14 protein-coding genes are annotated in these 14,845 nt (G+C 66.2%); 4 read left to right on the top strand and 10 right to left on the bottom strand.

What is annotated here, in order from left to right:
- Positions 1 to 25 precede the first annotated feature (25 nt).
- The 3 genes from trpB (at position 26) to HZA32_01685 (ending at position 2,552) form a co-directional block, all read left to right on the top strand.
- Positions 26 to 1,240 carry a tryptophan synthase subunit beta gene (gene trpB / locus HZA32_01695; GenBank protein MBI5422769.1) on the top strand — a complete coding sequence of 405 codons (1,215 nt, stop codon included), beginning with the start codon at positions 26 to 28 and terminating at the stop codon, positions 1,238 to 1,240.
- Between the two features lie 33 nt (positions 1,241 to 1,273).
- Positions 1,274 to 1,627 (top strand): four helix bundle protein, encoded by a 354-nt coding sequence (locus tag HZA32_01690; protein ID MBI5422768.1) that lies wholly within the window; start codon positions 1,274 to 1,276, stop codon positions 1,625 to 1,627.
- A 61-nt stretch (positions 1,628 to 1,688) separates the two neighbouring features.
- On the top strand, positions 1,689 to 2,552 hold the full coding sequence (locus tag HZA32_01685; GenBank protein ID MBI5422767.1) for a YicC family protein: 864 nt from the start codon (positions 1,689 to 1,691) through the stop codon (positions 2,550 to 2,552).
- A 108-nt stretch (positions 2,553 to 2,660) separates the two neighbouring features.
- Here the strand turns inward: HZA32_01685 and lspA are convergent, their stop codons facing one another.
- From lspA to hemF, 10 genes are all read right to left on the bottom strand, one after another.
- Positions 2,661 to 3,218 (bottom strand): signal peptidase II, encoded by a 558-nt coding sequence (gene lspA / locus HZA32_01680; protein MBI5422766.1) that lies wholly within the window; start codon positions 3,216 to 3,218, stop codon positions 2,661 to 2,663.
- A gap of 26 nt (positions 3,219 to 3,244) precedes the next feature.
- Positions 3,245 to 4,195, bottom strand: a complete 951-nt coding sequence (locus tag HZA32_01675; protein MBI5422765.1) for a TraR/DksA C4-type zinc finger protein — start codon at positions 4,193 to 4,195, stop codon at positions 3,245 to 3,247.
- Positions 4,196 to 4,209: 14 nt separating this feature from the next.
- Positions 4,210 to 7,140 carry an isoleucine--tRNA ligase gene (gene ileS / locus HZA32_01670; GenBank protein ID MBI5422764.1) on the bottom strand — a complete coding sequence of 977 codons (2,931 nt, stop codon included), beginning with the start codon at positions 7,138 to 7,140 and terminating at the stop codon, positions 4,210 to 4,212.
- Positions 7,141 to 7,263: 123 nt separating this feature from the next.
- Positions 7,264 to 8,298: a HAMP domain-containing protein gene (locus HZA32_01665; protein MBI5422763.1), complete on the bottom strand. Its 1,035-nt coding sequence runs from the start codon at positions 8,296 to 8,298 to the stop codon at positions 7,264 to 7,266.
- On the bottom strand, positions 8,295 to 8,972 hold the full coding sequence (locus HZA32_01660) for a response regulator transcription factor (GenBank protein ID MBI5422762.1): 678 nt from the start codon (positions 8,970 to 8,972) through the stop codon (positions 8,295 to 8,297). The genes HZA32_01665 and HZA32_01660 overlap by 4 nt, the downstream gene beginning before the upstream one ends.
- Before the next feature lie 117 nt (positions 8,973 to 9,089).
- Positions 9,090 to 9,608, bottom strand: a complete 519-nt coding sequence (locus HZA32_01655) for a hypothetical protein (protein MBI5422761.1) — start codon at positions 9,606 to 9,608, stop codon at positions 9,090 to 9,092.
- A gap of 22 nt (positions 9,609 to 9,630) precedes the next feature.
- Positions 9,631 to 10,236, bottom strand: coding sequence for a rubrerythrin family protein (locus tag HZA32_01650; protein ID MBI5422760.1), 606 nt, complete (start codon positions 10,234 to 10,236; stop codon positions 9,631 to 9,633).
- An 84-nt stretch (positions 10,237 to 10,320) separates the two neighbouring features.
- Positions 10,321 to 11,718, bottom strand: coding sequence for a protoporphyrinogen oxidase (gene hemG / locus HZA32_01645; GenBank protein ID MBI5422759.1), 1,398 nt, complete (start codon positions 11,716 to 11,718; stop codon positions 10,321 to 10,323).
- Between the two features lie 16 nt (positions 11,719 to 11,734).
- Entirely contained in the window at positions 11,735 to 12,760 is a 1,026-nt protein-coding gene (gene hemE, locus HZA32_01640; protein ID MBI5422758.1) for a uroporphyrinogen decarboxylase, read from the bottom strand.
- Positions 12,757 to 13,725, bottom strand: coding sequence for an oxygen-dependent coproporphyrinogen oxidase (gene hemF / locus HZA32_01635; GenBank protein ID MBI5422757.1), 969 nt, complete (start codon positions 13,723 to 13,725; stop codon positions 12,757 to 12,759). Before hemF ends, hemE begins: the two co-directional genes overlap by 4 nt.
- 300 nt (positions 13,726 to 14,025) lie before the next feature.
- Here hemF and HZA32_01630 point away from each other — a divergent pair, with 300 nt between their 5' ends.
- The gene (locus tag HZA32_01630) at positions 14,026 to 14,733 is read left to right on the top strand and encodes a hypothetical protein (protein MBI5422756.1); all 708 of its coding nucleotides are present in this window, start codon (positions 14,026 to 14,028) and stop codon (positions 14,731 to 14,733) included.
- The last annotated feature ends 112 nt before the right edge of the window (positions 14,734 to 14,845 follow it).

Raw genomic sequence — 14,845 nt, 5'->3', positions numbered from 1 at the left:
GCTCCGGGCCTACCCGTTGGGCCCGATGTCCGCTCCCGCCGCCACGTCCGAAAAACGCTTCCAACAGCCCGACTCGTCGGGCCATTTCGGTGTCTACGGCGGCGTCTACGTGCCCGAGACGCTGATGACCGCGCTCGAGGAACTGACCGCGGCCTACGCGGCGGCGCGGAAGGACCCGACGTTCGAGGCCGATCTGAAGCGGCACCTGAAGGAATTCGCCGGACGCCCGACCGAGCTGTATTTCGCCGAGCGTCTCACGCAGCACTGCGGCGGCGCGAAAATCTATTTCAAGCGCGAGGACCTGCTCCACACCGGCGCGCACAAGATCAACAACGCGCTCGGCCAGGCCTTGCTCGCGCTCCGCATGGGCAAGAAGCGCATCATCGCCGAGACCGGCGCGGGCCAGCACGGCGTGGCGACGGCCGCGGTGTGCGCGAAGTTCGGACTCGATTGCACGGTCTACATGGGCGCGGTCGACATGGAGCGACAGGCGCTAAACGTTTTCCGTATGCGCCTGATGGACGCCAAGGTCGTTGCCGTCGAGTCGGGCCAGAAGACGCTCAAGGACGCTGTCAACGAGGCGATGCGCGACTGGGTGACCAACGTGCGCAACACGCACTACATCCTCGGCTCGGCGCTCGGTTCGCACCCGTATCCGATGATGGTGCGCGATTTTCACCGCGTGATCGGCCTCGAACTCAAGGAGCAGATTCTCGCGCGCGAAGGTCGTTTGCCGGATGAGATCGTTGCGTGCGTAGGCGGCGGCTCGAACGCGATCGGCGCGTTCTTCGAATTCCTCGACGATGCAGCGGTCACGCTGACGGGCGTCGAGGCCGGCGGTCGCGGCATCAAAAAGGGCGAGCACGCGGCGCGTTTCGAGGGCGGCCGGCTCGGTGTGTTGCAGGGCGGCAAGACCTACATTCTCCAGAACGAGGACGGCCAGATCGAGCTGACTCACTCGGTGAGCGCGGGGCTCGACTACGCGGCCATCGGGCCGGAGCACGCGTTTTATCGCGACCTGAACCGCATCCAATTCGCCTACGCGACCGACGACGAGGTGCTCGCGACGTTCCAGCTGTGCTCACGGCTCGAGGGCATCATTCCGGCGCTCGAATCGACGCACGCGCTCGTCTACGCCGTGAAGCGAGCGAAGGAAATGCGCCAGGATCAGGTGCTGGTGGTGAATCTCAGCGGGCGCGGGGACAAGGATGTGCAGCAAGTGCAGCGAATGCTGGGTTGAAATCCCAAACGCCAAACGTCCAAATTCCAAATCGTGCCCGACAAGCCTCACGATCTGGAGGAAAGGACAGAAAAGTTCGCAGCTGACGTGAGGCGTTTCATTCGCGCTTTGCCGCGAACGATCGGAAATATCGAGGACGTGAGGCAGCTGGTTCGCGCGTCGGGTTCAGTGGCCGCCAATTGCATCGAGGCCAACGAATCGCTGGGTGCGAAGGACCGTGTGATGCGTTTCCGCATCGCCAGGAAGGAGGCGAAAGAGTGCCGGTTGCGGCTGCGTTTGGTTAATACGGCTGACAATCGCTCCCTCGACGAAACTCGAGCGGCGTTGATCCAAGAAGCGCACGAGCTGAAGCTCATTTTGACGACAATCGTCAAGAGACTGGAATGATGCGCGATGCGCTGACTTTAGCTTTGGCGTTTGGCCGTTTGGAGTTTGGACTTTTCCTCACATGAACTCCATGACCGGCTTCGGCCGCGGATCCGCCCAGTTTGGCTCCCATGCGATCACCGTGCAGGTGAACTCGGTCAACCGTCGCGGACTCGATCTCACGATGGCGCTGCCGGACGCGTGGGACGCAATGGAAGCGGCAGTGGCTGAGGCCGTCCGCAAAGTGGTCGTGCGCGGCAAGGTTCACGTTGTCGTGGAGGTCACGGGCGGAACGGAGGCGGAATGGGACGAAGAGGCGGTCGCGGAGACGCTCGACCGGCTGCGCTCGCTCGCGCAGGCGCGGGGCGTGCCGTTCGAGCCGACGGCGGAGCTGCTCTGGGAAATCGCCAGCTCGCAGGGCGGCGGCGGAAAACTCGGCGCGGTGGAGCAGGCGTGGCCGGCAGTGGAGCAAGCGCTGTTGGCGGCGTTGCGCGGGCTCGGAGCGATGCGCGCAAAGGAAGGCGAGGCGCTGTTGGTGGATTTTCTCGGGCGGATCGAAAAGCTGCACACCCACGTCGAAGCGATCGCGCAGCGCACGCCACACGTGGCACCGGCCTACCGTGAGCAGCTGATGCAGCGCCTGCGCGCGGCGGGACTCGAATTGGACGTCAGCGACGAGCGCGTGCTCAAGGAAGTGGCGCTGTTCGCCGACCGTTGCGACGTGACGGAGGAAATTACGCGGCTACGGAGCCACTTCGGACAACTGCGGGAATTGCTGCGCTCCGAGGGCGAAGTGGGGCGCAAGGCCGAGTTTATCATCCAGGAGATCGGCCGCGAGATTCACACCATCGGCAGCAAGGCGAACGACCTCCAGATCGGCCAGCGCGTGATCGAGTGCAAGAACGAGCTCGAGCGCGTGCGCGAGCAGATGGCGAATGTCGAGTGAGCTTCGCTCACTCCACGAAGTGGGAAGGATCAAGGGACAAGTAACAAGAACCTGCGATCCCCGCCACGGCCGACGTTCGGGACCTTGTTACTTGGAATTTGTCACCTGCTACTTGCCAACCGGCTCCGCCGGCTGGCGGAGGGACCACAGGATGTAGCCGAACACGCCGCACACGATGCCCATGTCGGCGACGTTGAACGACGGGTAGATGTAGCTGCCGAAATGGAAGTCGAGGAAGTCGACGACGTGGCCCACGCGGATGCGGTCCGTCAGGTTGCCCACGGTGCCGCCGATGAGTCCGCCGAAGCAAAGTTGGACGACGCCGTTGCGCAGGCCGAGCGTGTGGCGCCAGAAATAGATCGCGATCAGCGTCGCGACGGCGAGCAGGCCGAGCCAGTGGCCGCGGCCGCTCAGGATGCTCCACGCCGCGCCGGTGTTGCCAACGTGCACGAGGTTGAAGAATCCGTCGACGATCGGGATGTGCGCGGGCGGGCCGTAGGTCGGGTAAGGCAGGCGGGCCTCGATCGCGAGCTTGGTCAGCTGGTCGAGCACGTAGACGCCGAACGCGACGAGCCACAGGCGCCGATAAGCCCGGACGCGTTCGGACGGCGTCCGGGATGCGGGGGGGACGGAAACAGAACCGGAGCTGGCCGGGCCGGTGTTCAAACGGGGCGATGGACCGTGGGCGGCGCTTACTCGTCGCCGCCGCCGTCGTCGTCGGACACTTTGCCGCCGCCTTCTTCATCGCCGGCGTCGCCGAAGAGGCCGCCGCGCTGCTGGGAGCGGTGCGAGTGGCGTTCGACGTCCTTCTGGGCCTCGGCGGAATAGCGGGTGAAGGGCACGGCGAGCAGGCGCTCCTTGGCGATGGGCTTCTGGGTGGATTCGCAGATGCCGTAGGTGCCGTCGTGGATGCGCTTGATGGCGGCTTCGATCTCGGAGAGGGCCTCCTGTTCGCTCGAGACGAGCGAGAGGGCGAAGTCGCGGTCGAAGGTGTCGGTGCCCGCATCGGCCATGTGCTGGCCGTAGCCGGAGAGGTCGCCGGAGTCGTCCTTGGAGGACTTCATCAGCGTGTCCTCGGTGTGCTCGCCGAGCTTCTCCATCACGTGGGAGCGGAGTTCGGTGAGCATCTTGTAGTAGCGGCGGAATTTTTCCGGGACCTCGTCCTCGTGGACGATGACGGGCTTGTGCGACTTCTTGCCGGGGGCGAAACCGAGGATGTCGGCGAGCGAGGCCGGCTTCACGTGGTTCGGCTTGTGCGGCTTGTCCTGCTTCGCGTGGGCGTCGGCGGCTTTGCCACCGACGGTCTTTGCGGTCTTGGTCGTCTTCTCGGTCGAGGTGACGGTCGACTCGTTTTTCTTCGCGATCTCGCGAACCTCATCGAGCGAGAAGGAAATGGATTTAGCGGGGCCCGCGGATTTCCGCTCGAGAATCATGCGCTTCAAATCGGCCGCGCTCATCGCGCCTTTAGCCTTGGGCGCGGTGGCCGGAGCGGATTTGGAAGGCTCGGGCTTGGCCGCGGCGGGCTTGGCCGCGATCTTGGTGGGCGCGGGAGTTTTCTTGGCCGGGAGAGTTTTCGCCGGCTTGGCGGATTTCGTGGGAGTCGCTTTCTTCACAAGCTTTTTGGCGGGGTGCTTCTTGGCCATGGGGAGTTCGGGGGTCAGGAATTAAGTGCGTCGGCGCACCGAGGGCAAATCTCTCCGTGCGGGGAATGGGCGAGGGCCGGGACCCAGCGCCAGCAGCGCGGGCAGCGGTGGAGGCCGGCTTCGCGGGCGTTGAGCGATTTGATTTCGAGCGCCGCGCCGAGCTTTGGTTCCAAGGCGACGGACGAAACGATGAAGAACTCCGGCAGGAAACCGTGATGCTTCGCGAGTGCAACCATCTCCGCGGTGTCTGGCGCGCCGGAGAAGCTGAGCGTCGCATCGAGCGATTTGCCGATGTTGCCGGCTTGGCGGAGCGGCTCGAGCGACTCGGTGACCTTGGCGCGGAGCTTGAGCAGCGTGGCGAAGTCGGCGTCGAGCGCGGCGTCGGTCCACTCGGCGGGGGCGGTCGGCCAGTCCTGCAAATGGATCGAGTCGTCGGCGTATTCCTTGCCGGTGGTGGCGAAGCTCCAGGCTTCGTCGGCGGTGAAGGTCAGGACGGGCGCGAGGATCTTCACGAGCGTGGTGAAGATCGCGTGGATCGCGGTCTGCGACGAGCGGCGGAGCGGGTGCTTGGCGCCGAGCGTGTAGAGGCGGTCCTTCAGGATGTCGTGATAGGTCGCGGACAGCGTGACCGAGCAGAACTGGTTGCAGAGCTGGTAGACGCGGTGGAACTCGAACGCGTCGTAGGCGGCGGTGCACTCGGCGAGGAGCTTCGCGGTCTGGTGCAACGCCCAGCGGTCGAGCGCGTCGAGTTGCGCGTAGGGCACGGCGTGCTGCGTCGCGTCGAAATCGAACAGGTTCGAGAGCTGGAAGCGGAAGGTATTGCGGAAAAGGCGATACGCCTCGCCGACGTGCTTGAGGATTTCCTCGTCGACCGGGATGTCGTCGCGAAAATCCTGCGAGGCGATCCAGAGGCGGATGACGTCCGCGCCGTGGTCCTTGATGTAGGCTTCGGCGGTCTGCGGCTTCTGGTAGGTCGAACTCTTGGAGATTTTCTGGCGGTTCTTGTCGACGATGAAGCCGTGCGTCAGGACGGCCTTGTAGGGCGCGGCGCCGTAGGCGATGACGCTCGTCCAGAGTGACGATTGGAACCAACCGCGGTGCTGGTCGCTGCCTTCGAGGTAGAGGTCGGCGGGCGTGGCTTGGCGGTCCTGGCCGAACGTGCGCGCCATGAAATCGCGCATGAACACGTGCGACGAGCCGGAGTCGATCCAGACGTCGAGGGTGTCGCGACCGCAGGTGAGTTGGTCGGCGCTCGGCCAGCCGGCGGGCAGCGTCACGCCGGCGAGGATCTCGGCGGCGGGGGCGGCATACCAGAAGTTGGTGCCTTGGGTGGCGATCTTGTCGGCGACGGCGCGGATGACGCCGCCGTCGATGTAGGCCTGTTTGTTCGGGCCGTAGAAGGCGATGATCGGGACGCCCCACGAGCGCTGGCGGCTGATGCACCAATCCGGACGCGATTCGACGGCGCCGCGAATGCGCGCTTCGCCCCAGGCGGGAATCCAGCCCTGAGCCTCGGCGATCTTCGTGATTTCGCCGAGCGCGACCTGACGCGGGGTTGATGTAGCCGGCCTCGCTGAGGCCGGGCCGGGGTCGGCGACCCCGGCTACAGGGGCACTGCGGGCAACATCGAGCGAGACGAACCACTGGTCGACGGCGCGGAAAACGATCGGGGTCTTCGAGCGCCAGCAATGCGGGTATTGGTGCTCGTAACGCTGCTTCGCGAGGAGCGCGCCGGCAGCGTCGAGTTTCTTCAACACGGCGATGTTGGCGGGCGAGGTCTTCTTGGCGGCGAGGTCTTCGACGCTCTCGAGCGTCGTGAGGCCAACCATGTCGGCGGGCACCTTGCCGTCGTCGACATAGCGGCCGTCGTCGCCGACGGGGCAGTAGATCTCGAGCTTGTATTTGAGGCCGGTGAGATAGTCCTCCGCGCCGTGGCCGGGCGCGGTGTGCACGCAGCCGGTGCCGCTGTCGGTCGTGACGTAGTCGGCGAGCACGACAGGCGAAGCGCGGTCGATGAACGGGTGGCGCGGCGCGAGATGCTCGAGCGTCGCGCCCTTGACGGTCTTCATGACCGTCGGCTGAGCTTCGAGCTTGGCCGCAGTCGCGACGGAGCCGAGCAACGCCTCGGCGACGACGATGCGCTCTGCGCCGAGGTCGGCGACGACGTAATCGACCTCCGGGTGCACCGCGATCGCGAGATTGGCGGGAATCGTCCACGGCGTGGTCGTCCAGATGACGACGAAGAGTGGCTTGTCGGTCGGCAGGCCGAACTTCGCGGCCTGATCGGCGGGGACGGCGAACTTCACCCAGATCGAGGGAGAGACGTGGTCCTTGTATTCGATCTCGGCTTCGGCGAGCGCGGTCTCGAAGGGGATCGACCAGTAAACGGGTTTCTTGGAGCGGTAGACGAGGCCTTGCTCCACGAACGCGGCGAACGTGCGCAGGATGTCGGCCTCGTAGGCGGGCGCCTTCGTCTTGTATTGGCTGGCCCAGTCGGCGAGGACGCCGACGCGCTTGAATTGCGCGGTCTGCTTCGCGATCCAGCTCTCGGAAAACGCGTCGCACTTCGCGCGCAGCTCGGCGGTGGTGAGGTTGAGCTTCTGCTCCTGGATTTCGCGGCTGACCTTCTGCTCGATCGGCAGGCCGTGGCAGTCCCAGCCCGGCACGTAGGGCGTCGCGAAGCCGCGCATGGACTTGTAGCGGTTGACGAAATCCTTGAGCGACTTGTTCAGCGCGGTGCCGATGTGGACGTCGCCGTTGGTGAAGGGCGGGCCGTCGTGCAGGACGTATTTCTTCCCGGAGTCGGCGCGCTTGGCCTGGATGCGGGCGTAGAGGCCGAGTTTGTCCCAGTGCTTAATTCGCTCCGGCTCGCGGGACACGAGATTTGCCCGCATGGGGAAATCCGTCTTCGGAAGCAGGAGTGTGTCTTTAAGTTCTTGGGCCATTCTGGGAAAAGCGCCGGACGCTACTCCAGGCCAGAGGGGAGTCAAGGGGGCAGAACGGAGGATCGGGCCCCTTGACGGAGGGCGGAAATCGGAGCGCGGAAACGCCGCTCCGGGGTGGTGTTTTCAGGCCGCCGGGGGCCGGAAACGCAGGCTCGCCGCGTATTGGCCTGCTTCCGTCGGGCCGGCGGCGAGATCGACGGCGAGCACGGTCGCGAGGGCGCGCGCGAGTCGCAGGCCGATGCCGTTGCCGGCGGAGGCCGCAGCGGGGCCGGAACGCGTGCGGTTGATCACTTGGCAAATCGCGCCGTGTCCATCCGCGCGCACGTGCACTGCGATCGGGCCTTCGCCATGGCGGAGGGCGTTGCTCAGCAGGATGTGCAGCAACTGGCGCACGTAGCGCGGGTCGGCCACCACCGGACAGTCGACGGCCTGCCACTCGATGGCGCGGCCGGCTTCGCGGGCGAGGAGCGTGTAGGCTTCGACCACGTCGCCGACGACTTCGCGGAGATTCAGGGATGCGGGTTGCGTTTGCAGCCGGCCCTGCTCAGCGACCGCGAGGAGCAGGCACTGGTCGACGTAGTCGGAAAGACGTTTCAGCTCCTCCTGCATCGATTCGGCGAGCGCGGGTTCGATGCGCCCGGCCGCCTCCTCGATCTGCAGGCGCATGAGGGTGAGCGGCGTGCGCAGCTCATGCGCGACTTGCGCGGAGAAGTCCGACAGCTGCTGAAACGAGGTTTCGAGGCGCACCAGCAGGCCGTTGATGTTCTCGCCGATGGCGCGGATCTCGCGGTCAGCGCGCGCCACGTCGACGCGCGCGCCGAGATTGCTCGCGCCGATGCGCTGGAGCTGGCGATTCATCTCCTCGATCGGCTGGAACGCCCGGCGCGCGACCACGTAGCCGGCGGCCATCGCCAGCAGCAGCACGGGCGTCGCGTAGAGCAGGGAAAGCGACCAAAGTTCGCCGACGATGTCGGCGATCTCGGATTCGGAGTAGCTGCCGTGCAGCGACCAGTCGGCGTCGCGGCCTTGCGCGCGCTCCCATTTCTCGACGCGCAACTCGTGGCGGAGATGCAGGAACGTGACGCCGACGAACACCAGCATCACCGCAGCGACGCTCGCCGCGAACCAAAGGGCGACGCGCAAGCGCAGCGATTTCATGCGCCGGACTCCCGCAGGGCGAAGCCGACGCCGCGCACGGTCTGGATCAACGGCGCGAGGCCGGGTCGGTCGATTTTCTCGCGCAGGTATTTCACGTAAACATTCACGACGTTCGTGCCCGAGTCGAAGTGCTGATCCCAGACGTGCTCGACGATGGCGGTCTTGCTCACGGGCTTCGGCGACGAGAGCATCAACAGCTCCAGCAGGGCGAACTCGCGGTTGGTGAGCGGGATCTCCTCGCCGCCGCGACGCGCCGTGCGGGCGCGCAGATCGAGCTCGAGGTCGGCGACGCGCAGGCGGTCCACCGGCTCGGGACGCTGGCGGCGGAGCACGGCGCGCAGGCGCGCGAGCAGTTCGATCATCGAGAACGGCTTCGCGAGATAATCGTCGGCGCCGGCGTCGAGTCCGCGGACGCGGTCCTCGAGTTCGTGCCGCGCCGTGAGCAGGATGGCGGGCACGTGGCGGCCTTTGTGCCGGAGCTGGCGGAGGACGCTGATGCCATCCAGTCCGGGCATCATGACGTCGAGCACGAGCGCGTCGTAGTCGTGGTTCTCCGCGAGCCAGAGCGCCTCGGAGCCGTCGGCCGCGGCGTCGACCGCGTAGCCGGCCTCCTCGAGGCCGCGCCGCACGTGGGCGGCGACCTTGGGTTCATCTTCGGCGACCAGGATGCGCATACGGTAACTTAGCCAGGAGACGCGGGTGAAGGCGAGTGCGGCGTCGAAGCCGGCCGGTGCGGGGCGCACACATCACCCGTTGACACCGGCCGGCATGAGCTGCGCGCAAAAGTCCGCTCAATTGTCGTCGTCATCGTGCCGCTTCGCGCGGGCGGGCACGGTGCCCTTGGTTTCGCCGCCCGAGGTGGTGGATGCGAGATTCACTCCCGCGCCGTGGCGATAGACGAGTTGGCCGCCGTAGTGCCCGGTCTGGACGACCGCGAAAGTCGCGGCCGCCGCCACCCCCAAGCCCGCCAAGCTCGCGCCGCGCGCGAAGCGGGGCCAGTGCGTCGTGGCGCCGGCGGCGACCAGCGCGCATACGCCTGCCACGACGCTGAACCCGAGCGTGCGATCGGCCCATTGCTCGTGCTGGTCGAGCACGGTGTCGATGCCGGCCACCTGCTCGACGGCCTCGCCGTCCTCCTCGCCGGTGGCGAGGGCGGCACCGGCGCCGGCCGCACCCAGTGCGAGGAGGATCGCGGCGATCCAGCGGAGATGCCAACGCGGCGTGAAAGCGGCAGGCAAGGTGACGAGCGTTCCGAGAACGATCAGGACGATCGGGAAGTGAACGATGGCGGGATGGAGCGGCGAGGGCATGGCAAGGGCGCGGGGCGCGCGGTTAGTTGATCTTTTGGAATTTGTCGGGGTCTTCGCGACAGACCGGGCATTCCTTGGTGGGGCGGTGCGTGACGGTGTAACCGCAGTCGCGGCAAACGTAGTATTCGGTGGTCGTCTGCTGGCCGAGGGTGTCGAGCGCTTGCTGGAAGAGTTTCGCGTGCTCCTTCTCGGCGGACATCGCGGCGTTCAGCGTGCGCACGGCGGCGCGTGCGTCGTCGGCCTTCGCCTGGGCGATGAAGGCGGGATACATCGTGTCGCGCTCGTAACTCTCGCCGGCGATCGCGGCGCGGAGATTTTCAGCGGTCGTGCCGACGTTGAGGGCGTCGAGCTTCGCGTCGGCGTCGGTGCCGCCGAGTTTCTTGATCGCGGAGCGGTGGCGCTCGCGGTGGATCTGTTCGGACTTCGCCGCGGCGCGGAAGAGCGTGGCGACCTGCGGGTAGCCTTCGGCGTCGGCCTTCTGGGCGAAGGCGGCGTAGCGATTCGCGGCGTTGGATTCGCCGGCGAATGCCTGGTTCAGATTCTCGAGGGTGGTGGCGGCTTGGGCGGCGGCCGAGAGGGCCAGCGCGGCCAGCGTGGATGCAAGCGGGCGGAGGAAGTTGGCTTTCATGCGCCCGCAGAATAGCGGGCCGCGCGTTAGAAAACCGTGCGGAGCAGGTTAGATTTCTCTAACCGCTCGGCGGTGATATCGGCCTCACCTCGCGAACTCGGCGACGCGGGCGGCCAGTTTTTCGCCGCTCTTGCAGCAATCCGGGAGCGAGATGCCGTCGCGGCACTGGCCGCCGATGAAGAGGCCGGGCGTGCGGTTCTCGAGGGCGGTCATCGTCTCGAAATGGCGCTCGTAGCCGATCTGGTATTGGGGGATCGCGCGGGGCCAGAACGTGTGTTTCACGAAGACCGGTTTGCCCTTCACGCCGACCAGTTCGCGCAGGTCGCGGTCGACACGCTCGAGGAGCTGCTCGGTGTGGAGGCGCGCGTGCTCGGGCTGGCGCATGCCGCCGGCGAATACCGTGAGGCCGACGTGACCCTCCGGTGCGCGGCCGGGGAAGAGCGTCGACGAAAACAGAATGCCGAGGACGTCGCGGCGTTCCTTTTCCGGCGTCAGACCGCCGAAGCCGTCGAGCGGGTGGGTGACATCCTCGCGCTTGAAGCCGAGGAAGAGCGACGAGACGGGCGGGTGCGTGATCGTGTCGAGCGTGGCCAGCGGGCGCTCGGCCAGCGTGCCGAAGGTGAGGTGGGCGAGGGCGGGCGCGGGAACCGCGAGCACGATGTAGTCGAACTCGCCGCCGCATTTCTCGGTGCCGCGCGAGCAGACGAGGCGGTGCGGTTGGCCGGGAATGATCGTTTCGACGGTGGTGTTCAGTTCGACGGCGCCGGCAGGCAGCTTGGCGACGAGCATGTCGGTGAGTTGCTGGAGCCCGAGCCGGAAAGAGACGAGCGGCGCGGCGCCTTTTTTCTTCGGGGCGCCGCTGGCGAGGCGCTTGGCCTTCGCGGCGGCGATGAAGCCGCGCGGGAGCGAACCCTTGAGGCGCTCGGCTTCCCAGAGGCTGGGGAAGGCGTTCTTGACCGAGAGCTTTTCCGGATCGCCCGCGTAGATGCCGGCGACGAGCGGGTTCACCGCGTAGTCGACGAGCTCCTGCGTGTAGTGCGAGCGGACGAGTTCGGCGAGGCTGACGTCGGTGTTGCGGATGCGCGGGCGCGAGAAGAGCTCGGTGAACAGCGAGAGCTTCGTGCGGAAGCCGAAGATCGGCGTGGCGAGGAACGAGCCGGGCCCCATCGGCACCGGCACGAACTTGCCGCCGCGGACGATGAAGCGCTTCTTGGCCGACGGATTGGCGATCTGGAGTTCCGGCTCGAGACCGATGTCGCCGACGAGTTTCTTGAGTTCGGGGGAGCTGTATTGGACGGAGTTCGGGCCCGCTTCGGCGAGCCAGCCGTCCTCGCGGATCGTGCGGATGGAGCCGCCGGCTTGCGCGGAGCGCTCGAACACCTTCACGCGAAAACCGCGCTCGTGCAGCCGGTAGGCGGCAGTGAGGCCGGCGATGCCGGCACCGATGATCGCGACTGATTTCTGCGGGTTCGAGGTGCTCATGAAGAGGCGGGTAAACTCATTTCCACTGCGTGACCGTATCAACGAGCGCTTGCATGCACTCGATCTTCGCGGACGGCATGATGCCGTGGCCGAGGTTGAAGATATGACCGTGATGACCGCGCATGGTTTCGAGGAGGCGGGAGGCTTCTCGGCGAACGATGTCGGGCGTGGTATTCATCAGCACCGGGTCGAGGTTGCCTTGCAGCGCGACGTTGTTCGGCACGAGGCGGCGGACGACGCCGAGGTCGACGGTCCAGTCGACGCCGAGCACCTTCGCGCCGGAGAACGCCATGTCGGTGAGCTGCATCGGGCAGCCTTTCGCGTAGAGGATCACCGGGAAACCCGGCGGCATCGCGGCGATGATCTGGCGCATCCAGCGGAGCGAGGCAGCTTCGTAGTCCTGGCCGGCGATGATGCCGCCCCACGAGTCGAAGATCTGGATCGCATCCGCGCCGGCGCGGATTTGCATGTGGAAAAACTCGATCACGGCCGCGGTCAGTTTTTCCATCAGCGCATCGAAGAACGCGCGGTCGGTGAAGAACAGCTCCTTGATGCGCGAAAAATCCTCCGAGCTGCCGCCTTCGACCATGTAGGTCGCGAGCGTCCACGGCGAGCCGCCGAAGCCGAGCAGCGCGCGCTCGCCCTTCAGTTCCTTTTTCACGAGCGCGAGCGATTGCGCCATGTAGTCGAGGCGTTCGGCGACGCCGGTGGTGTTGAGGCGGTCGAGCTGGGCGCGGTTTTCGAGGCGATACTCCATCGCGATGCCGCCTTCGTCGCGGAACTTGTAACCCTGGCCCAGCGCCTCGGGGATCACGAGGATGTCCGAGAAGATGATCGCGGCATCGAGCGCGAAGCGGCGCAGCGGCTGCAGCGTGACCTCGGCGGCGAGCTCAGGCGTGCGCACCATCTCGAGGAAGGACGATTTCGCCTTGAGCGCGCGGTATTCGGGCAGGTAGCGGCCGGCTTGGCGCATCACCCAGAGGGGGGGGCGGTCGAGCGGCTCGCAGTTGACGGCGGAGAGGAAACGTTCGCGGGAGGTCATGCGTGGAAATTGGCCCAATCAGTCGGTTTGAGAAAGACGTCGTAGAGGCGCGCCTCGGGTGAGCCGGGCTGTGGTTGATAGTCGTAGCGCCAGCTCACGAGCGGCGGAAGCGACATCAGGATGCTCTCGGTGCGTCCGCCACTCTGCAGGCCGAAGTGCGTGCCGCGGTCCCAGACGAGGTTGAACTCCACGTAGCGGCCGCGGCGGTAGAGCTGGAAGTCGCGCTCGCGCTCGCCGTAGGGCGTGGCTTTCCGCCGCTGCACGATCGGCACGTAGGCCTTGAGGTAGGCGTCGCCGACGCTGCGCATGAATGCGAAGCTCTCGTTCGCGCCGAGCGCGTTGAAGTCGTCGAAGAACACGCCGCCCACGCCGCGCGGTTCGTTGCGGTGTTTCAGGAAAAAGTAGTCGTCGCACCATTTCTTGAACCGCGGATACAGATTCGGGCCGTGCGGGAAGCACGCGTCGCGCGCCATACGGTGCCAATGCACGCAGTCCTCCTCGAAGCCGTAGTAAGGCGTGAGGTCGAAGCCGCCGCCGAACCACCAGATCGGCGCATCGGTCGATGCGCCGGAAGTGGCAGGAGCCAAGGACGAAGTGCCAAGGGCCGTGGTGTTGCCCGCGCAGAAGAAGCGGACGTTCATGTGGCTCGTGGGCACGTAGGGATTGCGCGGATGAATGACCAGCGAGACGCCCATGGCGTGGAACGGCTTGCCGGCCAGCTCGGGGCGATGCGCGGTGGCCGACGCGGGCAGGGACTTGCCGGCGACGTGCGAAAAATTGACGCCGGCCTTCTCGAAGACCGCGCCGTTTTCCAGCACGCGCGAGCGACCGCCGCCGCCTTCGGGGCGCGACCAGCGATCCTCGCGGAACTCCCCGCCATCGTCTTCGCGTTCGAGCGTTTGGCAGATGGTGTCTTGGAGGGCGAGCAGGTAGCCGCTGACGGCGTTGAGATCAGGAACGGGCATGCGTGGAAGAGGTTAAGAAAGCCGACCGCGAACGGCCGGCAACAACCTTATCCAACGGTAACAATCCGGGGCGGGGCATGCCGCGCAGGAGTTGCCGGCTTTCGCGCGTGGTTTGTCGGGGCGCCGGGTGAGGCGGGGCAGTGTGGGAGCGAGCTTGCTCGCGACGGGTGCGGTTGAGTCGCGAGCAAGCTCACTCCCATAGATCGGACGCTGTGGCGGGCACCCTCTTGACGACTTTGCTAAAGTCCGGATTCGACACCGGCGGAGCCCGCCGATTCGCTCGACCTTCCAACCTTTCCCATGCTCGCCACTCTCGCCGCGACCGGCTTCACGGTCGCCTTCTTCCACGCTGCGATTCCGACGCACTGGCTGCCGTTCGTGCTCGTGGCGCGGGCGCGCGGGTGGACGCGCGGGAAGACCTTCGCGGTGTCGATGGCCGCAGGCTTGGGGCATGTGCTGCTGACGAGTTTGCTCGGCTTGGCGATCGCGTGGCTGGGCGTGCAACTCGACGAGCATTTCGGCGAGCTGTTCAATCAGGTGGCGGGCGGCGCGCTGCTCGTGATCGGCGGGTGGTTTTTCTGGCGTCAGGCGCGCGGCGGCGTGCTGCATCACCACGCCGGCGGGCATCACGCGGAATCCGAGCACTGTGGTCATGCGGACGACCACACGCACATGGAGGAAGAGATCGCGGACTCACCGATCGTGTCGCGGAGTTCAGGCGATTGGGCGGCGATTGGCGGGCTGTTCATGATGCTGACGCTGTCGCCCTGCGAAGGCTTCCTGCCGGTTTATCTATCCGGAGTGCACTACGGTTGGCGGGGCTTCATGGTGCTGAGCGCGATTCTCGCGGCGGGCACGCTGATCGGAATGCTGCTGTTCACCTGGCTGACGCTGGTGGGCTTCTCGAAATTGCCGCTACAGAAGCTGGAACGCTATGAGGCGGCGTTGCTCGGCACGATCTTTGCCGCGCTCGGGCTGATGATGCTGTTCCTCGAGCACGGGCATTGAGGGAGCAAGGTCAGCGCGGGAGCGAAGGGTAGGGCGGGACCGCTGGGCCCGCCGCGAGGGTGGTATCATGTTCCCGGCGGGCCCAGCGGTCCCGCCCTACCGCACGTGGCGT

The organism is Opitutia bacterium, from assembly GCA_016217545.1.
Taxonomy (GTDB): domain Bacteria; phylum Verrucomicrobiota; class Verrucomicrobiia; order Opitutales; family Opitutaceae; genus Didemnitutus.
Note: the sequence above shows the minus strand (reverse complement) of the source record. Positions and strands in the feature narration are given on the sequence as shown.